At 41.1% G+C, this 22,784-nt stretch carries 28 protein-coding genes; 2 read left to right on the top strand and 26 right to left on the bottom strand.

The genetic code is table 11. The features are described 5' to 3' along the window. Positions 1-164: 164 nt before the first annotated feature. The 9 genes from gldC to pdeM form a co-directional block, all read right to left on the bottom strand. On the bottom strand, positions 165-512 hold the full coding sequence (gene gldC, locus BFP97_RS02945) for a gliding motility protein GldC (RefSeq protein WP_069840978.1): 348 nt from the start codon (positions 510-512) through the stop codon (positions 165-167). A 121-nt stretch (positions 513-633) separates the two neighbouring features. Beyond that, on the bottom strand, positions 634-1,293 hold the full coding sequence (locus BFP97_RS02950; RefSeq protein ID WP_069840979.1) for a 3-oxoacid CoA-transferase subunit B: 660 nt from the start codon (positions 1,291-1,293) through the stop codon (positions 634-636). Next, positions 1,293-1,994, bottom strand: coding sequence for a CoA transferase subunit A (locus tag BFP97_RS02955; protein WP_069840980.1), 702 nt, complete (start codon positions 1,992-1,994; stop codon positions 1,293-1,295). The genes BFP97_RS02950 and BFP97_RS02955 overlap by 1 nt, the downstream gene beginning before the upstream one ends. A 10-nt stretch (positions 1,995-2,004) precedes the next feature. Continuing rightward, the gene (locus BFP97_RS02960) at positions 2,005-2,937 is read right to left on the bottom strand and encodes a bifunctional riboflavin kinase/FAD synthetase (protein WP_069840981.1); all 933 of its coding nucleotides are present in this window, start codon (positions 2,935-2,937) and stop codon (positions 2,005-2,007) included. Between the two features lie 3 nt (positions 2,938-2,940). Continuing rightward, entirely contained in the window at positions 2,941-3,642 is a 702-nt protein-coding gene (gene truB, locus BFP97_RS02965; RefSeq protein WP_069840982.1) for a tRNA pseudouridine(55) synthase TruB, read from the bottom strand. Further along, positions 3,643-4,434: an undecaprenyl-diphosphate phosphatase gene (locus BFP97_RS02970; protein WP_069840983.1), complete on the bottom strand. Its 792-nt coding sequence runs from the start codon at positions 4,432-4,434 to the stop codon at positions 3,643-3,645. Between the two features lie 3 nt (positions 4,435-4,437). Beyond that, positions 4,438-4,647 carry a DUF3098 domain-containing protein gene (locus BFP97_RS02975; RefSeq protein WP_069840984.1) on the bottom strand — a complete coding sequence of 70 codons (210 nt, stop codon included), beginning with the start codon at positions 4,645-4,647 and terminating at the stop codon, positions 4,438-4,440. Positions 4,648-4,651: 4 nt separating this feature from the next. Beyond that, positions 4,652-5,551 carry a cell division protein FtsX gene (locus tag BFP97_RS02980; protein ID WP_069840985.1) on the bottom strand — a complete coding sequence of 300 codons (900 nt, stop codon included), beginning with the start codon at positions 5,549-5,551 and terminating at the stop codon, positions 4,652-4,654. A gap of 73 nt (positions 5,552-5,624) precedes the next feature. Further along, positions 5,625-6,257, bottom strand: a complete 633-nt coding sequence (gene pdeM, locus BFP97_RS02985) for a ligase-associated DNA damage response endonuclease PdeM (RefSeq protein ID WP_069840986.1) — start codon at positions 6,255-6,257, stop codon at positions 5,625-5,627. 73 nt (positions 6,258-6,330) lie between these two features. Between pdeM and BFP97_RS02990 the strand changes: the two genes are divergently transcribed. Then, positions 6,331-6,768: a DUF2147 domain-containing protein gene (locus BFP97_RS02990; RefSeq protein ID WP_069840987.1), complete on the top strand. Its 438-nt coding sequence runs from the start codon at positions 6,331-6,333 to the stop codon at positions 6,766-6,768. Positions 6,769-6,770: 2 nt separating this feature from the next. Here BFP97_RS02990 and BFP97_RS02995 read toward each other — a convergent pair whose 3' ends face one another. From BFP97_RS02995 to BFP97_RS03010, 4 genes are all read right to left on the bottom strand, one after another. Then, positions 6,771-6,977: a hypothetical protein gene (locus BFP97_RS02995; RefSeq protein ID WP_069840988.1), complete on the bottom strand. Its 207-nt coding sequence runs from the start codon at positions 6,975-6,977 to the stop codon at positions 6,771-6,773. Positions 6,978-6,982: 5 nt separating this feature from the next. Continuing rightward, positions 6,983-7,807, bottom strand: a complete 825-nt coding sequence (locus BFP97_RS03000; protein WP_069840989.1) for an alpha/beta fold hydrolase — start codon at positions 7,805-7,807, stop codon at positions 6,983-6,985. 70 nt (positions 7,808-7,877) lie between these two features. After that, positions 7,878-8,339, bottom strand: coding sequence for an SRPBCC domain-containing protein (locus BFP97_RS03005; protein WP_069840990.1), 462 nt, complete (start codon positions 8,337-8,339; stop codon positions 7,878-7,880). Beyond that, positions 8,336-8,662, bottom strand: a complete 327-nt coding sequence (locus BFP97_RS03010; protein ID WP_069840991.1) for an ArsR/SmtB family transcription factor — start codon at positions 8,660-8,662, stop codon at positions 8,336-8,338. Before BFP97_RS03010 ends, BFP97_RS03005 begins: the two co-directional genes overlap by 4 nt. Positions 8,663-8,843: 181 nt before the next feature. Between BFP97_RS03010 and BFP97_RS03015 the strand changes: the two genes are divergently transcribed. Further along, positions 8,844-11,951, top strand: coding sequence for a S41 family peptidase (locus tag BFP97_RS03015; protein WP_069840992.1), 3,108 nt, complete (start codon positions 8,844-8,846; stop codon positions 11,949-11,951). A gap of 100 nt (positions 11,952-12,051) precedes the next feature. Here BFP97_RS03015 and BFP97_RS03020 read toward each other — a convergent pair whose 3' ends face one another. From BFP97_RS03020 to BFP97_RS03080, 13 genes are all read right to left on the bottom strand, one after another. Beyond that, positions 12,052-13,434, bottom strand: a complete 1,383-nt coding sequence (locus BFP97_RS03020) for a mercuric reductase (RefSeq protein WP_069840993.1) — start codon at positions 13,432-13,434, stop codon at positions 12,052-12,054. A 139-nt stretch (positions 13,435-13,573) separates the two neighbouring features. After that, on the bottom strand, positions 13,574-14,023 hold the full coding sequence (locus tag BFP97_RS03025; protein ID WP_069840994.1) for a nuclear transport factor 2 family protein: 450 nt from the start codon (positions 14,021-14,023) through the stop codon (positions 13,574-13,576). A 69-nt stretch (positions 14,024-14,092) separates the two neighbouring features. Continuing rightward, entirely contained in the window at positions 14,093-14,662 is a 570-nt protein-coding gene (locus tag BFP97_RS03030; RefSeq protein ID WP_069844179.1) for a Crp/Fnr family transcriptional regulator, read from the bottom strand. Positions 14,663-14,730: 68 nt separating this feature from the next. Next, complete coding sequence (locus BFP97_RS03035; protein WP_069840995.1) at positions 14,731-15,129, bottom strand: DUF1801 domain-containing protein; 399 nt, start codon at positions 15,127-15,129, stop codon at positions 14,731-14,733. 295 nt (positions 15,130-15,424) lie between these two features. After that, on the bottom strand, positions 15,425-15,898 hold the full coding sequence (greB, locus tag BFP97_RS03040; RefSeq protein ID WP_069840996.1) for a transcription elongation factor GreB: 474 nt from the start codon (positions 15,896-15,898) through the stop codon (positions 15,425-15,427). 161 nt (positions 15,899-16,059) lie between these two features. Then, positions 16,060-16,533: a VOC family protein gene (locus BFP97_RS03045; protein ID WP_069840997.1), complete on the bottom strand. Its 474-nt coding sequence runs from the start codon at positions 16,531-16,533 to the stop codon at positions 16,060-16,062. 71 nt (positions 16,534-16,604) lie between these two features. Further along, a complete protein-coding gene (locus BFP97_RS03050; RefSeq protein WP_069840998.1) occupies positions 16,605-17,417 on the bottom strand; it encodes a helix-turn-helix transcriptional regulator in 813 nt (270 codons plus the stop codon). 138 nt (positions 17,418-17,555) lie between these two features. Further along, positions 17,556-18,302 carry an energy transducer TonB gene (locus BFP97_RS03055; protein ID WP_069840999.1) on the bottom strand — a complete coding sequence of 249 codons (747 nt, stop codon included), beginning with the start codon at positions 18,300-18,302 and terminating at the stop codon, positions 17,556-17,558. 141 nt (positions 18,303-18,443) lie between these two features. Further along, positions 18,444-19,973, bottom strand: coding sequence for a prolyl oligopeptidase family serine peptidase (locus tag BFP97_RS03060; RefSeq protein WP_069841000.1), 1,530 nt, complete (start codon positions 19,971-19,973; stop codon positions 18,444-18,446). 103 nt (positions 19,974-20,076) lie between these two features. Continuing rightward, complete coding sequence (locus tag BFP97_RS03065) at positions 20,077-20,454, bottom strand: DUF2200 domain-containing protein (protein WP_069841001.1); 378 nt, start codon at positions 20,452-20,454, stop codon at positions 20,077-20,079. A gap of 16 nt (positions 20,455-20,470) precedes the next feature. Next, positions 20,471-20,896 (bottom strand): VOC family protein, encoded by a 426-nt coding sequence (locus tag BFP97_RS03070; RefSeq protein WP_069841002.1) that lies wholly within the window; start codon positions 20,894-20,896, stop codon positions 20,471-20,473. A gap of 170 nt (positions 20,897-21,066) precedes the next feature. Next, positions 21,067-21,942, bottom strand: a complete 876-nt coding sequence (locus BFP97_RS03075; protein WP_069841003.1) for a LamG-like jellyroll fold domain-containing protein — start codon at positions 21,940-21,942, stop codon at positions 21,067-21,069. 175 nt (positions 21,943-22,117) lie between these two features. Beyond that, positions 22,118-22,588, bottom strand: a complete 471-nt coding sequence (locus BFP97_RS03080; RefSeq protein ID WP_069841004.1) for a nuclear transport factor 2 family protein — start codon at positions 22,586-22,588, stop codon at positions 22,118-22,120. Between the last annotated feature and the right edge of the window lie 196 nt (positions 22,589-22,784).

Consider the following 22,784-nt stretch of genomic DNA (forward strand, 5'->3'; position numbering starts at 1 on the left):
TTTGGCTTGACTAGTTAATTAAGATTGTAAAACATAGGTGTAATTCCTAAAAATAAGAGGATTTTAGAAGGAATTAAGCACTAAACGAAAAAATATTCGTCATGCATAACATTTTTTAGTTGGTCTTTTTGAATAGGACGCCTGCATTATATGGCGATCTCTGATTATTGTTGTTGAATATTGCGATTCTCCTCTTCTAAGTGCTTCACCAATTTTTCGCAAAGTCTGTTCATTGCCGTTGACATGAACTCATCACCAGTCGAATTGAGCACGCTTTGGGCTAAACCACCAAGGCAGTCTACATAGAAACGCTTCATCTCGTCTAAGGGCATTTCCTTGTTCCAAAGGTCTATTCGCAATGTGCTTTTATTATTATGATCCCAAATGGAAAGACTGAAGGACTTCGTTTCTTCCTCTTGATCGCCATCTTTATCGGTGGCATTCCAATAGATCTTTTCGGGAATATTTTCTTGGTCTAGTTCGACCCTGAGTTTAATTTCTGATTCTTTCATGCTTTGATTTTAGCGCTGCAAATATAGCACTTATCACCGTGTTGGTTGTGTTAAAATCAAAGACAAAATGTTGACACTTAATCTTAACGTTAATATAACCCTGTTGGAAGAGAAAGGTTAATTAAAACTGCATTTCAGGAATTTCTCCCTCAATAACAAGTGTGCCTTCAGTAGCCGCCTCAATTTGCTCGACAGATACACCTGGGGCTCGTTCCAGCAATTTGAAACCACCTTCTGGCAGTACATCCATAACAGCCATGTCTGTCACGACTTTCTTAACACATTTAATTCCTGTAATGGGCAGACTGCATTCCTTAAGTAGTTTTGAGGCACCACTTCTACTGGTATGTTGCATAGCCACAATGATATTGTCAGCTGAGGCCACCAAGTCCATTGCTCCCCCCATGCCTTTGACCATCTTACCTGGGATTTTCCAATTAGCAATATCCCCATTTTCTGAAACTTCCATAGCGCCTAGAATAGTAAGGTCCACGTGCCCACCCCGGATCATTTCAAAACTTTCGGCTGAACTGAATAGCGAGGAGCCTTGGAGTGTGGTAACTGTTTGCTTACCTGCATTAATTAAGTCAGCATCAACTGCTTCTTCTTCAGGAAAGGGGCCAATGCCTAATAATCCATTTTCCGATTGGAGTACAACATTAATGTGATCAGGAATAAAGTTAGCGACCAGAGTGGGAATGCCGATCCCCAAATTGATGTACGTACCATCCTGAACTTCTTGAGCGATTCGCTTCGCAATACCTATTTTATCAAGAGCCATTATTCCTTAATTCTAGTGGTTCGCTGTTCGATTCTTTTTTCGTAGTTCTTGCCTTCAAAAATTCGCTGAACGTAAATTCCAGGCGTGTGAATTTGGTTCGGGTCCAATTCACCGATTTCAACTAACTCTTCAACTTCGGCTATCGTGATCTTTCCGGCCATTGCCATCATGGGGTTAAAATTTCTGGCCGTCCCCTTAAATACAAGATTTCCAGATTTATCTCCTTTCCATGCCTTCACTAAAGCAAAGTCTGCTTTGAGCCAACTTTCCAAGAGGTGCATCTTGCCGTTGAATTCACGCACTTCTTTACCCTCGGCAACCTCAGTGCCGTAGCCTGCAGGGGTAAAGAAAGCAGGGATCCCTGCACCACCTGCTCTAACTCTTTCGGCAAGGGTACCTTGAGGAATCAAATCTACCTCGAGCTCCCCTGATAGCAACTGACGTTCGAATTCCGCATTTTCACCTACATAGGACGAGATCATCTTTTTTACCTGCCTTGTCTTCAGCATTAGACCGATACCAAAATCATCTACCCCTGCATTGTTAGAAATACAGGTCAGACCTTTGGTGCCTTTTCTGACCAGTGCTGCAATACAGTTTTCAGGAATTCCACAAAGCCCAAAGCCTCCTAGCATAAGGGTAGAATTGTCGGCAATATCGTGAATGGCTTCATCGGCATTGCCTACTTCTTTGTTAATCATGTGATTCTATTTATAGTCTACTTAAGCGATTTCTCACAGCCTTTTCATCCTCCTTAAGCTGATGTTTTAAGTCATCTACTGAATCAAATTTCACTTCATTTCGAATGTGATCAATGAACTCGATACTAATCTCGCTATTATAAATATCTTGATTAAAGTCGAAAATGTTCACTTCAATCGTCTTGTTCTCGCCTCCAATGGTTGGCTTTTGGCCAATGTTCAGCATGCCATCGAACTTTTTGTACTTGTTGCATACCTTTACCGCATATACGCCATCGGCAGGGATGAGTTTATAGTTTTCTTTTACTTCGATATTTGCTGTTGGGTAACCAATAGAACGTCCTAGTTTGTTACCGTGCACCACTCTTCCTGCCACACTGTAGCTTCTCCCTAAGTATTTGTTGGCAGTTTCTATATCTCCTGATTGTAGAGCTGTTCTAATTTTAGTCGAGCTAATGCCTATTTCATCTATGTCTTGGCGTGGGATTTCCTCCACTTCAAATTCATATTTGGGGGCAAAGGACTTTAGTTCATCTAATCCTCCGCTACGGTCTTTTCCGAAACGATGATCATAGCCAATGATCATTTTGCTTGTCTTAATCCGTTCGTGCAGCACGATCCGGATGTATTCTTCAGGAGACATGGAAGCGAACTCTCTTGTGAATGGAATTTTCACTAGGTGATCAATACCATATTGCTCTAACAGGTTTGCTTTTTCGGGAAAGGTGGAAAGTAAAAGTAGCGTGTTGTCCCAAGGTTTTAAGACCAGGCGTGGGTGTGGCCAATAGGTAATTAAAACAGTTTGACCATTGGTTTGGTCAGCCACATCCCGAATGCGATTGAGTATTTTCTGGTGCCCAATATGTACGCCATCAAAAGTACCAGCGGTTACAACTGCGTTTTCAATTTCATTAATCTTTTCTGTACCGAGGTGGATTTTCATCGCTTATGAAAGCTCTTTTAATAGCGTTACCAATTCTTCTAAATCGTAGGCCTTGTCAACATTGAAATCACCAATTCTGGTTCTGCGAAGACTACTTAAATGTGCTCCGACTCCCAATTGTTCTCCAAAATCATTCGCAAGGCTTCTAATATAGGTACCCTTACTACAGACCACACGAAAGTCTATGATGGGCAAATCTACTTTTGTCAATTCAAATTCCGAAATGATTACGCTTCTTGTTTTCCGAGCAATGGTTTCTCCTTTACGGGCCAACTCATATAGTCTCTTGCCATCTACTTTGATAGCCGAATGCATAGGAGGGGTCTGTTCAATCTGCCCAACGAACTTCTTCCGAGCTTCTTCTAAATGATATTTCGTGATGTGATTAATCTCCACTGGATGGGTTGGCTCACTTTCCAAGTCATATGTCGGTGTAGTCTGGCCGATCGTGAACGTGCCGGTATATTCTTTTTCCTCAGCCATAAATGACTCAATGGACTTTGTCTTTTTACCGGTGCATAAAATGAGTAAGCCAGTTGCCAGTGGATCGAGGGTTCCTGCATGACCTACTTTCTTGATTCTAATCAGATTCCTGATTTTTTTAACAACATCGAAGGAAGTCCACTCTAAAGGTTTATCGATCAATACAACCTGGCCTGCCAGAAAGTTTTCCTGTTTGCTAAGATTGGCGTCGAGTTGAAGCATTTATACTAATGTATAGATTATGGCAGCTAGTCCTACTATGTAACAATAGAAAGAGAAGTACTTCAGTTGGCTTTTTCTGACCAAGCCGATCATCCATTGGCAAGCAAGCAAGCCTGCAATAAATGCGGCTATGAAGCCGACTATAAGCAGTGAGGTTTTCGTTTGACTTTCCATTAAATCACCACTGGCAATGTCTTTTACCATTTTACCTAAAATCAGTGGTACAACCATCAGGAATGAGAACCTGGCGGCCTTTTGTCTATCAACCCCTAATAGAACAGAGGTGGAAATTGTAGCACCAGACCTGGAAATACCCGGGAGTATGGCTATAGCCTGAGCAATTCCAATAACCAAAGCATTTGGAAGAGAAACATTTTTAAGGGTGTTCTTAGCCTTATCTGTTAAGAAGAGGAGGGTGCCTGTCACGAGGAGCATAAGGCCAACAAGAAGAATTTGTCCACCAAAAAGCTGTTCAATTTCTTCCTCAAACAAAACACCTACCACTGCCGCAGGAATCATCGAGATGACAATCTTCAATGAGTATTGGAACTGCTCATTATTCTTGAACTGGAAGAGTCCACTCAGAAGCTCGATAATGTCCTTTCTGAAAATAACGATGGTACTTAATGCGGTGGCTGCGTGAAGCACTACCGTCATCATTAAACTTTCTTCTGGTACACTGTTGTCTCCCAAAATGGTCTTGGTGAGTTCTAGGTGACCGCTACTGCTGACCGGTAAAAACTCAGTAAGCCCTTGAACAATGCCAAGGACAATCGCTTCGATAAGACTCATGTATTATTTCGACTTTTTGAAAATGGCGAAGAACTCTATGATGAAGCCTGCCACAATTATGATTGGACCTAAGGTTAAGCCCAGAAAGCCCTGGCCGTGCTGGGTGCTGTCCAGAGACATTACAATAAAACCCAATAGCAGTACACCCAATCCAATGAGCATCCATTTATAGTTTTCCTTGCCGAAAGCGAAGTTGTTTTTCTTCTCTGTCATAGTATTAATAGAGTTCGTCTAAAGACATTTTCAAATATTTGTTCATTGCCTTTAGGGTGCTAAAATAGGCAATTACTGCTCCTAGAACTATAAGTAGCCCATAAAGTGCAAAGACTAGTTCTTGCTGTTGTAGTTCTTCAAGCCCCTTAATCTCACTATTCGCAAACTGTTTAAGTCCATATAGCAGGCCAGAAGCGATCAGCCCTGCGAGAGCCCCGTGTAACAAAGATCGCTTAAGAAAGGGGGTGCGAATAAAGCTGCTTTTGGCACCCACCAGCTGCATGCTTCGAATCAGAAAGCGTTGAGAGAACAGTGCAAGCTTGATGGCATTATTGATTAAAAGCAAAACTACGACCACCAAAATAAGCGCTATACCGATGAGAATGACACTGAGCTTCGTCAAGTTTTCATTGATGGAATCAGCAAGGTTTTCAACATAAGTGACTTCATATACGCCACTGATACTTTCTATTTGATCCTGAACACTTTGTAATTGTTCATTGGATTGGTAGGTCTCATTGACTTTGATGGTTAAAGCGTCTCTCAAAGGGTTTTTGCCAAGGAATTCTGTGAAGTCTTCACCTGTGTCTTCTATAAATTGTTGAGCGGCCTCTTCCTTAGAGATGAAGGTTAATTCGGGTTTACCTTCTGTGACGAGAATGTAGTCGCTTGAGGTGATTTCTCTTTCTATTCTGGTTCTTTGATTTGAAGAAATGTCCTTATTGAGATAAACCTGAAGTTCTATATTCTCCTTTATTACACTTGTTAGTTTATTGGCTTGAAGTATGAGTGTGCCAAAAAGACCGATGACAAACAGCGCCAAAGCAGCGCTAAAAACAACACTTACATAATGGTAAGAGCCTAATTTCTTTTTGCGCTTATATTTCTTCGAATCCTTAGCCAATCGTCTGATTTTCGATCAAAAATAGTATTAATTCACTAGTTAAACTTCGGCTGAAGGTTAATATTATTTAAGGTCAGTTGATTTTAATCACCTTGCTTTCGGCTATGCCGAATACACAATCAGTTTTTTCGATATTTATTTTTGCTGTACCTGTAAAGTTTCCAAAAGCAGGCAGAATGCCATTTTGTTCTCCAAAGTAATAACAAGGTATTCTTACCGATTGCCGAGCCTTACCTCGAAGCCTTACGGCTGGGTGAATATGCCCAGCTATATTATAAAGCGCATGGTCTTCGGGAATATGGGTAAAATTAAAAGGGTGAATATCTAGGCTTTCCAATACCTCAAGGTTGTCGATTCGGTAGTTCGAGAACTCAAGCACATCATGGTTTCCTAAGATCAATTTAAAGTTTAGTGGTGCTTTGGATTTGAGCCATCGTTTAAATATCTCCCAGCCTTGATTATGGTTGCTGTGAAATAGGTCGCCAAGCAGTATAACTTCTTGAGGCTTATGGTTTTCAATAAGTTTGTCCAGAGTGAGTATATCTTTCGAGTGAACCAAATCACTTACGGGTATACCGGACTTACGAAAGTGCCCTGCCTTTCCCAAGTGAAGATCGGCAATGATTAATAACTTTTTTTCTTCCCAGAAAAGTGCTTTTTCAGGTAGAAGGTATAATGTTTGCTGCCTTAATTTGTGTTTAATCATTCCAACAATTAAAAGCGCTTTGAGTTAATGAAAATAACCTCAAAGCGGAGATCAAATATAAGCTAGCATACGTATGAAATTTCAACTACTCATTTTTCTTTTTAGCTCAATAATTTCAACGAATAACTTCCAAAATCCTGGAGATGATGTCCTGGGTATTTGGGAAACCGATGATGGGAAGGCCAAGATTGAAATCTACAAAGCCTCGGGTAAGTATTCTGGAAAAATCGTTTGGTTAAAGGAACCTAAGAACGAAAAAGGAGAGATTAAGCTTGATAAGGAAAATCCAGACAAGGAATTGCGCAGTAGACCAATTATGGGAATTAACCTCGTGAGGGACTTTACTTTCGATGGTGATGATCGTTGGGAGGGAGGAAAAATATATGATCCTGAGAACGGTAAGACTTACTCATGCTACATGAAACTGAGGAAAGGGAAGTTACAGGTGAGGGGATATATCGGCTTAACCATGTTCGGGAGAACCGTCACTTGGACTCGCTCATCTTTATAGTGTTATCCTTTTCGGTGCATTATGAAGAGGATTACCGAAATTACTACTGAGGCCAGCGCGGTGAAAATGACCAGCAGTAGCGCCAAGAGCATTGAGTCAGCATCCAGTTGTAAATTCTCATTATACATCAGGTAATAAAAACTGATAAAGAAGAGTATCACAGATATAGTAAGGGCGACTTTGAGAAAATTAGAAAAGGTCTTCTTCATGAGCACTATTTCGCTTTGTCCTCAATGATTTGCTTCAACTCATCCGACCAGAGAATTCTGTAATGTCCCATTCCTGATAGTTCAATCATCTCGGCATTGGGCAATTGTTCGTGTACTTGCTTGCTACTCGCAATGGGTAAAATTTTATCATCCACGGAATGTATAATACTGATTTGATTCACGTTGGAAATTTGAGCGCAATATTTCTCCATACTTAGGTCATCTACCAGCTTGTTCGTATCCGTTTCTATTTGCTTAATTAATCTGGAAATTGTCCGATCGGTCACATTAACCATTTGTCGAATTCCTTCCAGCCTTTGTCTGAAACTGAATGGAGATGTTACCATGATCCATTGTGAAATGTCAAGATGTTGATTTTCCGTGAGTGCTACTGCAGAGGCAATACTACCAAAGGAATGGCTTAATACGAATTGAGGTTGATGTGCCTTGATCAACTGACTGACCAGAGCAATGTATTCAAACATGTTCGTAGCACCTTTGCTACTGTAGCCGTGCGCTGGAGCATCGAAAGAAATGACTTGGTACCCTTTCTCTAAAAGCACAGGTACAACACCTCCGAAATTCCCGGCCTGGCCTTCCCAACCATGCACTAGAAAAGCTGTCCGCTTACCCGAAATACCCCATTGGTAGGTTTGAATTTGGAACTGATTGAATTCGATGGTTTTCTTCTCCGCCTGGTCCAAAACCTCATTCTCGAAATCTCGAAGTTTTTTGATTCTTGGATTTGACATTACCTCATAGACACGTTTAGCGGCTATAGAAGGAGCTACAGTGTCTAAGAAGGAGAGATAAGCTTTGAGTAGTTTCATTAGAGAAGAACTAATTGCCTAAAGCTAATAATCAAAAGCGTAAGACAATTGTTCTTGAGCGTATAAGCCATTAAGAGATCATAGTGCTCAAGTGCTCTTCCAACCCATTGAAAACGGAACCCCAGCCGTTATAGATGCCCATTTGCTCTTGTTGCTTGCAATATTCCTCTGTAGGATGTACCACTTTAAAAGTAAAATGGGTTTTATCGCCATTGGCCTTTAGGAGTACGTGCAATTCAACGCCTTCGGTCATTGGTCTGAAATTGGCCGTAGTCACAATCTTTTCCACGGGTACTATTTCTGTATAAGCACCATCTGAGATAAATTCATTGCCATTGGGCATATCCATAGAGAATTTCCAACTGCCACCTACGGTGAAATTGTGTTCTATAATTTTCATCTCCATGCCTTTTGGCGCCCACCATTTGGCAATGTGATCGGGTTGAGTCCATGCTTCCCATACTAAGGATACGGGTGCGGAAAGTGTTCTTTCCATTGTGATCGTTCTGCTTTCCAGTTCGTTGTTGCTCATTGTTTCTTTCTTTTAGTATTGAGTTCGTTTACATATTCTTCGAAGGAATCAAGTCTGTCTTCCCATAGTTTTCTATACTGATCGATCCACATGAATGCCGGTACTAATTCACTTGGCTTTATTTGGAAGTACCTTTCTCTGCCTTTCTGTTCTACTTGAACCAATCCACATTCCTGAAGGATTTTCAAGTGTTTGGAAATTGCAGGTCGACTGACGTCAAACTTTTCTGCTACACGATTGGCAGTCAGTTTATCTTTTGATAACAGGTCGATAATATCCCTTCTAACAGGATCGGCAATTGCTTGAAAAACATCTCTTCTCATCTAAATAGTAACCGTTTGGTTACAAATATATGTGTAACTATTTGGTTACGCAAATTATTTCGATTTTCCGTTTATCAAGTATTTGACATTCAAAGCCAAATGAGGGCTTTTCACCAATGATAAAATCATTAAATTCATTTTTTAGGCCCACTAGGACCTCCTTATAGACAAAAAATATCCTATGATGAAAAAGCTATTAACCATTGCCTTTGCTTGTTTGAGTTCAGTTTTGCTGGCACAGAATGATGTGTATTTTGCATCTACGCCTGCTTTGAATCCCGATGGTTCAGAGATTATCTTTTCCTATGATGGAGACTTATGGAAGGTGAATGCGGAAGGAGGAACAGCAACCCGGCTAACGGCAATGGCAGGTCAAGAGTCCTACCCAAGAGTGAGTCCCGATGGCAAATGGATTGCCTTTTCTTCTGCCCAATTTGGCAATACGGATCTATATGTAATGCCTTATGAAGGTGGAGAGATTGAGCGACTCACTTTTCATTCATCGGCAGACCAAATGGAGGCTTGGTCATGGGATAGTAAGACGATCTATTTTCGATCTGGCAGATATAATAGCCGTGCTGCCTATAGCATTGACAGAAAAGGTGGAACACCTCAGCGCATTTTCGATCACTACTTTAACTGGCCACATAACTTAGCCATTCATCCTGATGGTGATATCTACTTTAATGAAAGTTGGGAAAGCAGTAATCAGGTGGCTCGGAAACGTTATAAAGGCGCATTTAATCCAGATATTAAATCTTATAACCTTAAGAATGGAAGCTTCAAAAAGCACACTTCTTATGAGGGGAAAGATATGTGGGCTACCATTGATAGGAGTGGTAATGTCTACTTTGTCTCAGATCAGTCCAACGGAGAGTATAACCTATATGGCCTTGAAAATGATCAATCAGTACGGTTGACGAATTTCAATACCTCCATCAAGACTCCGCAAGTGAATGCCAATGGCGGTAAAGTGGTTTTTGAAAAAGACTATCAGCTTTTCGTATATGATGTCAGTAGTAAGCGTAGCCGAAAGGTGTCAATCAACGTCTTTCAGAATAGCACTTTAGCCCAAGAAAGAGACTTTAAGACCAAAGGGAATGTTTCTGTTTTCGATATTTCAGGTGATGAGAAGAAGATGGCTTTTGTATCTCGTGGTGAGCTTTTCGTTTCAGACATCAGTGGTAAATTCATCAAGCAATTAAGGACCAATGCCAAGGAAAGAGTTATCGAAGTCAAATGGTTGAAAGACAATAAGACATTGCTCTTCACACAAACGGTCAATGGCTACACTAACCTCTACACCATTGACGCTGCAGACGGTTCTAATGAGAAACAACTCACTAATGACGATCAGTCAAATCGGAATTTGGAAATGAATGCTGACAAGACCCATGCGGTCTATCTCAGTGGTACTCAAGAAGTGAGATTGCTCGATTTAGCCAATATGGAGAGTGAAACTATTGCTAATCAAGAATTATGGGGTCTTTATAACCCGCTACCAAGATTCTCTCCTGATGGTCAGTATATCGCATTTACAGCTAAGAACGACTTCGAAGAGGATATCTATATCTACCATATTGCCACTAAATCATTGACCAATTATACCAAGACAGGTGTTACCGAGACGAGTCCTTTCTGGGGGCCAGATGGCAAGTACTTATACTTTGTTTCGAATCGCACGGAACCAAGCTATCCCTTCGGCTTACAGGATGGTCGTGTATATCGTGTCCCATTGGCCAGACAGGATCGTCCTTATAAGTCTACCAAGCTTGACGCCATTTTTGATGAGGATAAAAAGGAGAAAGACACGGTTATTGTATCCATTGATTTTAGTCAGGATTTAATGCGCTCACTACAAAGGATCAGTCCAAATTTCGGATCCCAATCGAATCCTTACGTGATCAAATCGGGTGATAAAACACACATCATCTATTCGTCTAATCACGATGAAAACCAACGCTCCTTATGGATGACCACGATTAGTCCCTTCGAAAGAAATAAGACAGAGAAAATAGCCGGTAGTGGTCGAGCGGGTGGCAACATCATTAAAGTAAAGAAGAACTATTACATTAATAATGCTGGGAAGATCAGCAAACTAAACCCTGGTTCTAAAAAGCTCACGGCTATTGAGACCGACTTCACTTTCCGTAGATCGATGCGCAATGAGTTTGAACAGATCTATTACGAAACCTGGGCGGGGGTAGAAGAAAACTTCTATAATGAAACCTTCCATGGACAGGATTGGGCCAAACTGAAAACTCAGTATGCGGCATTTCTTCCGCACCTAAAGTCTCGTTCTGAATTACGTGTTTTACTCAATGACCTTTTAGGAGAACTCAACTCTTCTCATATGGGCTTTAGCTCCTTCGGTTCTGAAGAGAACACTTTCTACAGGACGAATAGTCTCAACTTAGGAGTACTATTCTCTGATAATGCGCCTTATACAATTGAAAGAGTTGTGAGTGAGGGGCCAGCGGATTATGCGGAGATGAATTTGCAGTCAGGTGATCAAATATTGGCTATTAATGGAGAGACTATTGATCCAAAAGTGAATAGAGAGTATTATCTGTCAAAGCCATCAATTGACGATGAGGTAACGCTAACGATCAAGCGCGGTAAGGAAACCCTTGAGGTAAAAGTTCATCCTTCCAGTAGTGGCCTAATGCGTGTGAACTTATATGATGAATGGATCGCTGACAATCAAAGCAAAGTTGATGCGGCTACTGACGAGAAAGTGGCTTATGTGCACATGAAGAATATGGGTGGAGGTTCGTTGCAACAATTCTTGATTGAGATGACTTCGGAAGCCTATAACCGCGATGGTTTGATTTTGGACCTACGCTACAACACCGGTGGAAATGTGCATGATGAAGTGTTGAAGTTCCTTTCTCGGACACCTTACCTTCAATGGAAGTACAGAGAAGGTAAGTTGACCACTCAAGCAAATTTTGGAGCTGGAGCCAAGCCAATGGTGCTGCTCATCAATGAACAAAGCCTAAGTGATGCGGAAATGACCGCTCAAGGCTTCAAAGAGTTGGGTTTAGGAACTATCATCGGAACTGAAACCTACCGATGGATCATCTTTACAAGTGGTGCCGGATTGGTGGATGGATCGTTCTACAGACTGCCATCATGGGGCTGCTATACACTTGACGGAAAGAACCTAGAGAAAGTTGGTGTTGCCCCTGACATCTTTGTTGAAACCGATTTTAGTGATAGAGTCAATGGGAGAGACCCACAGCTTGACAGAGCCATTCAAGAGGTGATGAAACAGTTGGGCAATTGATGAGCTATATTTCTTTCAATTCAATGTAAGTGAACTGCCTTTGAACTATACATGAGGCAGTCTTAGTCCTATGAATGGGCGTATGAGAGGTTAGCGGTTGTTATTCCCCAGCCTCTCTTACTTCTTGAATTCCATCGAGAATCCAGGGCATAAGCTCTGAAACGGTTGGATGAACTAAAACTACCTTTCGGTACTGTCTGCATGGTATTTGAGAATGTATAATGGTGGCAAACATATTAATGATTTCATCACCACCAACTCCCAGAATAGAGGCGCCCAGAATTAAATCCGTTTCCGCATCTACTAATAATTTTGCAAAGCCTTTAGTCTCGCCCATTTCTTTGGCTCGGCTTATCCGATCCATCGGCCTGGTGGCTTTCAATATTTTTCTGCCTGTGGCAACGGCTTCCTTTTCTGTCATGCCGACCCTACCCAGTGGTGGGTCAGTGAATAATCCATAGATGACATTTCTGGTATCGAGCGTTCGATCACCACCGAACAGTTTGTCCAATACAATCTCGGCATCGTTCACTGCAGTATGGGTAAACCCACCATGACCATTGACATCACCTAGGGCATAAACGCCCTTTACATCAGTTTCGCAATACTGATCGACTGTTATATACCCTCGGTCGTTTGTTTTGATTCCTGTATTTTCAAGAGCTAAGGTATCACTATTGGGAAGCCTACCTGCCGCCACTAATAACTGATCTCCAACAAGGGATTTTGACTCATCATTGAGCTCAATGATTACTTCTTTCTTATTCCCATCTTGACTGACTTTGACAGTGTTTGCCCCACAATAAACATCAATTCCCTCTTCTTCAAGAATGTCTTGTACGGCATCAGCAACGTCTTCATCTTCTTTTGGCATAAGATGCCCACTCCGTTGAACAATACTCACCTTGGCTCCGAAGCGCCTAAAAACCTGAGCAAATTCAACTCCGATATATCCGCCACCGATTACTATGAGGTGTTTTGGAACCTCTTCGAGATCCAGCAGCCCGGCACTATCCAGCCAATTGACTTGATCAAGTCCTTTAATAGGCGGGGCTGAAGGTCTGGTGCCTACATTGATGTAGATCTTGTCAGCTGTGTAAGTCTTACCATTTACCGCTACTTCTTTTTCACCGGTGAAGGTTGCTCTTCCGATGATGAGGTCTACGTTGGGTGTGTTATTCATCCATGATGATAGGCCGTTGCTACCCCCATTACGAATGCGATTCATGCGCTCTCTTACTTTGGAATAGTCCAGGGTAAGGTTTTCAGCATTGAAGCCATAAAAGTTTCCTCTTTTAGCTTGGTGATAGGCCTTAGCTGAGGCCACTAGGGTCTTGGTAGGTGTACAGCCATAGTTGACGCAACTTCCACCGACCTTATCTGCTTCAATAACACCGATTGAAGCCTTAGTAGGTATTAATTTCCCGAGTAATGTACCTGTGGCTTGGCCAGTTCCAATGATAAGGTGATCAAAGTGCTTCATGTAGGTAAGATTGGCTTGAGAAGAAAGATAGCCAAGATTTTCTGCCTATACATATACTCACCTCAAAACCTGATTACCTAGTTGATACAGTTGTAACTGTTAGAGTAGTCATTCTGGAATGACTACTCTAACAACCTTGCTACTTCTCCATACTGGCGTAGATCTTTCTCCATTCTGAGGCATCATAGATCAGGTGAGATTCTTGTATAATCCCACCTTCCAGACGGAACCACTCTGTCGCAACATTGGATTCAACACCGGGTATAGAAGATTTAAAAATATACATGGCAGCTACCCAATCATCCGTTTCAGCTACACGCAGTACCTCTACTCCTGTTAAAACTTTTCCTATTTCTTGGGCTAAGGCAATGAATTCCACTTTGGATTTAAGTGCTACCATTGGATTTTTAAAATGATAGTCTTCGGCCAGTAGGGCTAAAGATTCGTGGATCTTTTCAGTTTCATTAAACCCATTTAAAAATTTTTCAACTACTTCTCGATTTGTCATTTTCTTTTGATTAGTCTGTGAATAGATGTTGCCAGACAACGTTATAATTGCTATGAGCAGAATACCGCTTACTTTCTTCATAATTCATTTTTATTGATGAATCAAAGCTCGGTGATGTGCAGATCAAAAATCTTGGTGCATACCAAGAAGTCAGATGTGAATCCTATTAATCAGCTTGCTGAAGTTGGTAGGGTCAATGCGCAGATAGGAAGCAAGATCCTTTTGCGGGATCAATTGAAGTAGGTGAGGGCTTCTGCTCACAAATTCCTTAAACCGATCTTCCATGCTTAGGGCCATTATTTCATGTTGCCGCTGTATGACGCCATTAAGAAAGAACTCAACTGTCTTTCTGAAGAGTGTTTCGACTTCCCTATGATTCTCCAAGAAACTACTATGCTGTTCAAAGGAGATTCTAAGAAAGTGACTTTCAGTTAGTGACTCTAGGTAATATCGAGAGGGCGTTTGGGTAAAGAATGATTCTGGGATCCCGCTGAAAGAAGGAGCATAGGCGAATGCTATTACATGTTCTTTGTCTTCATGCATGTAATAAGACTTTTGAATGCCCTCGATTACATAATAAAGATACTTCTCCGTTTGTCCTGGTACTGTAATCGTCTGTTTCTTAGAAACCTCGTGCTCGTTCCAAAGCGAAACGTATTGATGGAGTGTAGCTTCACTTACTGGGTGTATTTGATTAAGGAAAGATTTGAATGAATCCATTGGCATGCCTATGTATGGACGGGTTAATGTTGAATAGGTTATTCGTTGGCTTGAAATTTCTTTTTTGACTATTCTTTCATTATTCGCTCTATGATATCGGCATAAGCTATTTCGATAAGAGAACTGATTTTTTCATCATCGTATTGCCGATCGGGAAAAAGCTTGATATGCCTCATTCGCTTTCCATTACCCTCAAGAAGCCCAGATTCATTGGGGAACTCAGCACCATAGAAGAAACCCAGATTTACATGCGCTTTGTAAGCATTGACATAGGCAAAGGGAGCGCCTTCGACACAACCAGTAGGGTGACCATCATGGAAAATAACCTTCGCCATGTCGCCTGCATTCCTAATGGCATTAAACCATTTTACTACTATGTCCTGCAGGTCTGGTGCTTTCTGATCAAGCCATTCGTTGAAGTCAATGTCTTGAATGTCATTGCCTGTAAACCGAAGTAATGCTGTCATTTTAGATTCAAGATTGCTAAAAGTGCTCCAAACATAAAAGATTCTACTTCATTTTAAACTGTTGTTTTTCCAAAAGCCTTTCGGCTACTATGCTGCAGGAATAAGAATCAGAAAAGTATGTAATGCCACAGAATCGCAAAGAAGTTGTCTTTTGGTAGTGTATTGAGAGCGGTAGGGGTTAATCCATTAGGCTTACCCTACAGCTCTCCTGAATTGCTTTTATAATTTATCTTCACGAATACTTTTATGAGCGTTACCACCTTGTAAGATGCGCTCGAATGAAATGGTATTGTGGTTATTTCTCGTATTCTATTTTATGAATTTTCCAGGTGAAATTAGCGGCAGGTGTTTTTACCAGAACTTCGTCACCTTCCTGTTTTTTGAGTAAGGCCTGGGCTATGGGGGAGTCGATGGAGATATAGTCTTTCATACCGATGAGTTCTTCGTAACCCACGATGCGCAATCGTTTTTTTAGCCCCTTATTGTTCTCAATTTCCACCCAAGCACCAAACATTACTTTTCCTTCCTGGTGGGGGTGGTATTCAATCACTTTGAAGTTGTCAATACACCTTCTCAGGTAGAGGAGGCGGCTGTCAATCTCCCTAAGACGCCTTTTGTTATAATGATAATCAGCATTTTCTGACCGGTCGCCCAAACTCGCAGCCCATGAAACCTTCCTTGTAGTTTCAGGGCGCTCTACACGCCAGAGATGATCGAGTTCATCTTTTAGCTTTTCCATCCCTTCTGGGGTGATCATGGGAGTTCGCATAGTTTGATAAATTAATTCAGTTGAGCTCTGAATCCGCGAATATAGTCATGATTAGCCCAGTATTTGCAATCCTCAATTTGATGAACTCACAAAAGACAAAAACGGCCCAGGAAGATCTGAAGCCGTTATAACACTTGTTCTGTATTTGTCTTTGAGGCTTCTTAGTTCGGTGAATTCAAACCAATTCTGTTTCCTTCTGAGTCAAGAAATAGGGCGAAAAACCCGCTCTCATCTGCGTGAGCGGTTTTTGGAAGAATGATTTTACCACCATTCGGTTCAACTTTGTCAAGGACGGTTTGGAGGTTGTTGCCGGCATTGAGATAAATGGTCACACCATTTGTTGAGGGGGTGTAGCCTTCACCCTTGATGATGACCGCATTGACCACTTGTTCTTGATAGGGGAATACGCCAAGTTCCATCCCAGGGATTTCCATTTGTTCTACACTGATATCTAATATTTTCTCATAAAAGTTGCTGGCTCTGGAAATATCTGTGGCCGGGATTTCAAAAAGGGAGATATAACTGTTCATATCCATTTGATTTTTTTCGTTTACCGAGTGTTGCTTGTTTGATAGGTAGAAGCCAAATATTGATATGGCGAGTACAAGAATGGTGTTTGTCGATGGCCTTTTCATTGTGATGGTAATAATGTGTCCAAATTATAATACCGTAGTTTATGGGAATTGTAAAAATGCGACAGTAGGGTCTATTTGTAGAATAGGGTAGATAATTCCATATGCTTATTTCCTAAAAACTCCTTTGGAGTCGTTCCGATAAACTCTTTGAAGTCCTTGACAAAATGTGCCTGATCAAAGCATTCACTTTCATAGGCAATGTTGGTAAGGCTTTCTTCCTCATTCAGTATCATTTTCAATGCTGTGTGTAGTCGTAATACCTTACCCAACTGCTTAGGGCTAATACCTATCTGCTTTCTGAAATCTCTCTCCAGTTTCCTTCTTTGCTTCAGGTTGTCCTTCAAGATTTGATTGATTGGTGTATTGCCATTGGTTTCCATTAATGCATCTACGGTGGTCATTACCAGATTTTCAATGGTTGTATTTTGATTCAATCTGTCTAAAAGAAACTCCTCAATCACTGCAATGCGTTCCTGGGTATTTGCCGCATGAATGATCTTCTCCTCCAAAGTGTCAGCGGCTGCCTTTCCAAATAGTGTTTCAAGAGGTGTTTCAATATCCACCAACTCCTGCAGAGATGAACCCACAAAATTTGCAAAGCCATAAGGATAAAAACAGATCGCAAATGAGTCGACATCTCCCACAGGCTCTATGAAATAGGACTTTGTTCTTTGCCCCATAATCATCGCATTGGGGTGGAGGAGGTAGTCATCTTCGGACACATATCTTTTGATCTTATCCTTTAGGTTAAAGGTCATCTCAATGCAACCATCCGGGATGATCTTTTGCTTCTCATTATTTGGGTCAAAAGGCACTTGAAGTGTCCAATAAAACTTCACTAATGCACTTAGATCGGGATGAGGTTCAAAGGTCTGATAGTTCATGTTATGAATTCAGTTTAAAGTTCAGTTGATTGCCATCACACTCTAGCAGGTCATCTTTAAGTTCTCTTAAAATATTGGATATAAAGTAGGATGGTAAGTATTTCGACCTATCGAGAGACCTGTCTCTGTCATATTTTGTTAACCCTTTCTACGCCTCCTTCTTTTTTCCTTCTTGGTTTCCTTTGTGGGAGTGTCTTCTATAAGGCTAAAGAGTACTGGCAACTGCATTTGAGTATACGCGGGCTTCCCGTCTCGCCTCGCGGGTATAAAGTTTGGGGCATTCGCGACTACTCTTACAGCTTCGTCTTTACAACCACCACCAAGATGGTTGAGTGCATTTACAGCATCAATACTACCATCTTTATTGACTACAAACACTACGTTAACCCTACCTTCGATTCCTATCTCTTTAGCTTCTTGAGGGTATTGTAATGCCTGACGTACATATTCGTAAAAGGCAGACATCCCTCCGGGAAAATTCGGTTTTTGATATGACTCACCCTCGGATTGTGATTCCTCATTGATTTCAATTTTTAGGGCGTCCCACTTGTCGGCAAGCTGCATTTTACCATACCATTTTTCAGCCTCATTGTAAACGTCTTTGGCAAGGTTTGAATAGGTCAGGCTGCTATCGGGTTGCATGATTGCTAGTTGCTCATAACTCTCACTGGCCATCTTGTATGTTGCCAAACGCGTATATGCATATTCGGCCATAATCGAATCGTAGTAAGTGACGACATAATTATAGTCTCTATCCAGGAACTGTTGTTTTGCATTTTCAAAGCGTTTTATAGATCTGATCTGCTGTGGAGTCAGTTCCTTTTCCTGCGCAAAAGATGTACTGCAGATGATAAGGGATGTCAAAGTGATCAGAAAGGATTTCATAAAAAATATCTAACCTTAAGTATAAGTGTCGTGGCGGAAAAATGCAATTATATTGAGTATGTCAAGATACCGAGTTAATGCAATAAGGGGCAAGATGGCGGCTTAGCTGGTATTGATGATTACTGTTCCCGACAACTTGCTTTATTTCTTCAGTTGCTTTAATCGGCTAATAGCGTTTTGATTTCCTGAGTTTAACTCCAAAGATTTTTCAAAGCTTTCGATCGCCTTTTGATCGTCACCCATAAATAAATATCCCTCTGCCAAACTATCATAGAGGTTGGAAGAATTGGGGTATAGCTGAGTTGCTAGTAAAAACACGTTTATTCCCTGCTGTGATCTGTTTGGGTTGAAAACCAGTTGCAATCCAAGGGTGTTTAAATTACCTTCTGGTATCTTGAAGGAGGGATGTTCTCTGGTTGTAGAGGTATAGAGTTCGGGGAGGTTTTTATAGTTCTGAGCGAATGCCAAATCGTTAAAATTCCTAAAATCAAATACCTTCTCTTTTGGGGCTTTAGTCTTATGACTTAGCAGGCGATCGGTTAATCCATTCGCGCTTGGTTTGTTCTCAATATACTTTAATGCCTTGTCACCTTCATTTAGTATTGCCTCTAAAAAGTTTAGCGTGTATTTGGCAAGCCAATGATAGGATACCATTATTTCCGAATCGGCTTTATCCTGTCTCGTATCTCTATCGGCAAAGAGGACTCCCAATGTACTGAAATGGCTATGAGTAAGATTGTGAAACTTTAATTGATATGCCTGGCTATTTGTAATGCTATCAAATAGTTGGAATTTCCAGTTAAGTTCAGAGTCAACCTTGTCTTCTTTTAAAACTGCGTCAGGAATGTCTTTCTGAGCCATATGGATATAGGGCACATCTATATGTTGCGGACCGAAAAAGTTTGACTGGGTTAATGTTCCATATTGATATCTTTCAGAGCCATCAAGACTGACAATGGCTTTTACTTTGTCATTGCGGTTTTGAACAATGATGTTCGCCAAGCCCCCAAAGCTAAAGCCCATAATTGCGATTCTATCATTATCCGCTATCGAAATTTTACCCGCTTCGTTCATTAGAAATTCTACATCTCTCGCTTGGGTCTCCATTTCCATTGCATCGTTGTTACTGAACCAGCGGGTCTTAGTGCCTCGGCTGGGACTCGATATGACTACAAAACCATGACTTGCTAAATACTCACAAAGCGCAAAGTTTTCAATGGACGATGCCTGAAAGCTTGGTGAGTAAATCACCACAGGGAATTTTCCTTTTGAGAACCCTGGGGTATTATAAGCTTTGGTTTTTTCAGAAAGGTGTTTTTGGTTAGCGGGGGTATTAGCATAGTAAAACCAGTTTAAGATTTGTTCATTGGGTAGGTGTTCCCATTCCTCTTCTTCTGCAAGAATTTTCATATAGTCCAAAACCAGCAATGGCTCTTGACTGCTCGATTTTTGTTCTGACGGATACCATATACTAACAGGGATGGGTCTATCTATTTCCTTGTTTGTGTAGTCATAGGCTCTACTATAAGTCCTGGTGCTGTCAGATGTTGTATAATGCTTAAACCCTACGTGGTATTGTCCATGTTCAAGGTCAATTTCCTCCAAAGAGGTTTGAGCCATGAATAGGTTGGCTTGGAAAAGGGTTAGGAGTAGTAAGAATGTTAATCTCATCTTCAATTAGTTGGCGTGTGCTCTAAAGATGCGATTATGCAATTATTGGTTGCAGCGAGCTAAGGATGGACTGATACCATCAAGGTCGCGTATCCATCAATATCTATTTCTTCTCTTCACGTAGAATCTTCTCCATTTTCCGACCTTTCGCCAGTTCATCGATCAGTTTTTCCATTTGTCTGCATTGTCTATACAACTCAAATTCATCGGCTATATTTTCAATGCGATAACCACAGACTACCCCTTTAATCATATGAGCATTGGCATGGATTTTTGCTTTTTGAAAAAATGTTCCGAATGTCACTTTCTCATCAATGAGTGCTTGTATAGTAGCTTGGTCAAAGCCGGTAAACCATTGAATCACCTGATCCAATTCTTCCTTGGTTCTACCGTTTTTTTCTATTCTGTTTAGGTAGTGCGGATAGATGGATGCGAATATCATATTGGCAACCTGTTCGTTCTTTTTGGCTGTAACTTCCATTTTTAACTAAGTGATTTTATGTGTTTGATCTTGAAGTGATTTTCCAGCTTATGCCGAATTTATCAATACATTGGCCATAGTACGCTCCCCAGAATGTCAAACCTACAGGCACCTTTACTTCTCCATCTTCGGAGAGTTCATTAAATAGCCTGTCAGTCTCTTCCTTAGTCTCCGTGTGAATAATCAAGGAGAATTTGCAAAATGCATTTGACTCTTTGTACGCTTCTGCATGGTCAGCGCCCATCAAACTGGTTTCTTCACTAATAGGTAATGTGGCGTGCATAATCTTGTTATCCGGCTCTTTGAAAATTTGTCGGTCTGTTTTGGGAACATCTTTGTAGCGCTCCATATAGGTAATCTCTTTGCGAAAAGCTGCTGCATAAAACTTGAAGGCATCCTCACAATTGCCATTGAAATAGAGGTAGGGATTTACTGTTGCCATAAAAAGGTATTTAGACCATCATTTGCTTTCCGTTTCAGACAAGTTGATAATCAAAACCCGGCAAAGCAATTTGGCTTGACCGAGTTATAGCTTAAATCTATCAGATTCAAATCCTCTTTGCAAATACTTGAGAAATCCGAGTACTCAGAGATGTGTATGGGCCTTCGATCTCAAAGAACCGAATGAATGCCATTTTCTAATTGATAGACTTGCTGGACTTCTTCTTCTGTTAGTGATCTGTTGAAAATGGATAAGTCATCCATTAGGCCCGTGAAACCTAACCCCAAAAAGATATTTGATTTCTCTATGTCCCAAGAAAAGGGATCATCTATACCACTAACAGTCCCTTGCTTTTCACCATTGAGATAGAGCTGTGCCTTGCTCTGAGCTGTCCCCAGTCCTTTATAGGTTATGAGAATATGTGTCCATTGCTCTCTGGAGAATTGAGGCTTTTCCACCTTAATAATCCTCCTTTCAAATGTCTCCTGGGAAGAGGAGGTGATCGTATCCTGACTCCAGGCCGCTTTATCGCCTATAACACCCAACCGAAAGCTAGGTGGGGTTTCATCGGTGAAATCCACCCAAAGGGATGCATCATTGAAATTGACATCTGTTAGTTGTATGGGGTCGGTATATCCCTTCAGATCAGTCGAAGGGTCTACACTCAACCAAAATGAGATTGAACCCGACCAGTTTTCTGCATTATAGGCCACATTGTTTTCGCTTTTGTAGAAGATTACCTGATTGCTTCTTTGCTTACCAAACTCTAAAGCACCACCAAAGCGTCCATTATCTTTCACGAGGTGATGGTGGGGAACATTCATACCAGGTGCTACATCTGCGAGTTGTCTTACCATATCAACATAGGAACCAGTGGCAGTATACATATTGGAGTCCCCTAAGGAGAAGTCAGCTGTAACACCTTGGTCGAAGGAGGCGTGGAAAGTCAATGCCTCTCTGAGGGCAACTGTAGTATCGGTCTGGCAGGAGAGGAGTTGTGAGCACAGTGTTATGGCGATGATTAGTTTGCATTTGTAAGTCTTCATGTTCTACTAGTATTGGGCCTGAAACGTCAATACCCAAGAAAATCATACCCAATCAAAGCAGCCACCATCGAATATGAAGATTTTTGAGACTAAGGATGAATTCTTTTCATTTAGTTGATCCTTAGTCTCTCAGGGGTTACGCGAATGTGAATCGTGATTTCCATAATTACCCATGTCAATACGTTATACCAAATCCCCAGGAAATACTAGTGATCTTCCATGCGTCACCTGCTTTATGGAGTATCATTAGTTTGTACTCAGGCTTTTCCATTCTGAATTGATGGAGTCGAAGTCGGGCCAGTGCCACTTTCTCATAGATTTCAATACTCAATAACTCTTCTTTGTAATTGGGATCCGCATTATCCGAATCTAATTGGAAAGTACTTTCTCTATATTCACCATCCTTATTCACATACCTGTAGGCACCTTTTTCGTGCATCGAAAGTTTCTTGTGCTTTATACTCCCGGTATGGTCACCGATATAGAAGTTTTCAATGGTCTTCAGGATAGCCTTACGATCTGCAAAGTCCGTGGCTAAACTGACTTTTTCTGGGGTCTCATTTGCGTTTTGTGCAGATAAAGCAAATGGTGCTACAAAGTAAAATGAGAATAGGATCAAGCATTTAAAAGTGTTCTTGGAGGTCATTTTTTTTGTTTATGGTTTGAAACTAAAAAGCATTGTACCACAGGTTAACGTATAACAATACTCAAGGATATCGACACTCTACACTGTGTTTCACGATTGTGCCTTTTGAAATAGCTCTTATTCTCCTTTCGCGGTTTTTCAGAACCGTTTTTGATGGATATCCCAGCTCAAAAAATGATCATTGGAATCAGTAAAC

This window comes from Roseivirga sp. 4D4 (assembly GCF_001747095.1).
Classification (GTDB): domain Bacteria; phylum Bacteroidota; class Bacteroidia; order Cytophagales; family Cyclobacteriaceae; genus Roseivirga.

Coding starts and splice junctions, on each gene's coding strand:
- gldC (WP_069840978.1), bottom strand. CDS start 512: ATGAAAGAATCAGAAATTAAACTCAGGGTCGAACTAGACCAAGAAAAT.
- BFP97_RS02950 (WP_069840979.1), bottom strand. CDS start 1,293: ATGGCTCTTGATAAAATAGGTATTGCGAAGCGAATCGCTCAAGAAGTT.
- BFP97_RS02955 (WP_069840980.1), bottom strand. CDS start 1,994: ATGATTAACAAAGAAGTAGGCAATGCCGATGAAGCCATTCACGATATT.
- BFP97_RS02960 (WP_069840981.1), bottom strand. CDS start 2,937: ATGAAAATCCACCTCGGTACAGAAAAGATTAATGAAATTGAAAACGCA.
- truB (WP_069840982.1), bottom strand. CDS start 3,642: ATGCTTCAACTCGACGCCAATCTTAGCAAACAGGAAAACTTTCTGGCA.
- BFP97_RS02970 (WP_069840983.1), bottom strand. CDS start 4,434: ATGAGTCTTATCGAAGCGATTGTCCTTGGCATTGTTCAAGGGCTTACT.
- BFP97_RS02975 (WP_069840984.1), bottom strand. CDS start 4,647: ATGACAGAGAAGAAAAACAACTTCGCTTTCGGCAAGGAAAACTATAAA.
- pdeM (WP_069840986.1), bottom strand. CDS start 6,257: ATGATTAAACACAAATTAAGGCAGCAAACATTATACCTTCTACCTGAA.
- BFP97_RS02990 (WP_069840987.1), top strand. CDS start 6,331: ATGAAATTTCAACTACTCATTTTTCTTTTTAGCTCAATAATTTCAACG.
- BFP97_RS02995 (WP_069840988.1), bottom strand. CDS start 6,977: ATGAAGAAGACCTTTTCTAATTTTCTCAAAGTCGCCCTTACTATATCT.
- BFP97_RS03000 (WP_069840989.1), bottom strand. CDS start 7,807: ATGAAACTACTCAAAGCTTATCTCTCCTTCTTAGACACTGTAGCTCCT.
- BFP97_RS03005 (WP_069840990.1), bottom strand. CDS start 8,339: ATGAGCAACAACGAACTGGAAAGCAGAACGATCACAATGGAAAGAACA.
- BFP97_RS03010 (WP_069840991.1), bottom strand. CDS start 8,662: ATGAGAAGAGATGTTTTTCAAGCAATTGCCGATCCTGTTAGAAGGGAT.
- BFP97_RS03015 (WP_069840992.1), top strand. CDS start 8,844: ATGATGAAAAAGCTATTAACCATTGCCTTTGCTTGTTTGAGTTCAGTT.
- BFP97_RS03020 (WP_069840993.1), bottom strand. CDS start 13,434: ATGAAGCACTTTGATCACCTTATCATTGGAACTGGCCAAGCCACAGGT.
- BFP97_RS03025 (WP_069840994.1), bottom strand. CDS start 14,023: ATGAAGAAAGTAAGCGGTATTCTGCTCATAGCAATTATAACGTTGTCT.
- BFP97_RS03030 (WP_069844179.1), bottom strand. CDS start 14,662: ATGGATTCATTCAAATCTTTCCTTAATCAAATACACCCAGTAAGTGAA.
- BFP97_RS03035 (WP_069840995.1), bottom strand. CDS start 15,129: ATGACAGCATTACTTCGGTTTACAGGCAATGACATTCAAGACATTGAC.
- greB (WP_069840996.1), bottom strand. CDS start 15,898: ATGCGAACTCCCATGATCACCCCAGAAGGGATGGAAAAGCTAAAAGAT.
- BFP97_RS03045 (WP_069840997.1), bottom strand. CDS start 16,533: ATGAAAAGGCCATCGACAAACACCATTCTTGTACTCGCCATATCAATA.
- BFP97_RS03050 (WP_069840998.1), bottom strand. CDS start 17,417: ATGAACTATCAGACCTTTGAACCTCATCCCGATCTAAGTGCATTAGTG.
- BFP97_RS03055 (WP_069840999.1), bottom strand. CDS start 18,302: ATGAAATCCTTTCTGATCACTTTGACATCCCTTATCATCTGCAGTACA.
- BFP97_RS03060 (WP_069841000.1), bottom strand. CDS start 19,973: ATGAGATTAACATTCTTACTACTCCTAACCCTTTTCCAAGCCAACCTA.
- BFP97_RS03065 (WP_069841001.1), bottom strand. CDS start 20,454: ATGGAAGTTACAGCCAAAAAGAACGAACAGGTTGCCAATATGATATTC.
- BFP97_RS03070 (WP_069841002.1), bottom strand. CDS start 20,896: ATGGCAACAGTAAATCCCTACCTCTATTTCAATGGCAATTGTGAGGAT.
- BFP97_RS03075 (WP_069841003.1), bottom strand. CDS start 21,942: ATGAAGACTTACAAATGCAAACTAATCATCGCCATAACACTGTGCTCA.
- BFP97_RS03080 (WP_069841004.1), bottom strand. CDS start 22,588: ATGACCTCCAAGAACACTTTTAAATGCTTGATCCTATTCTCATTTTAC.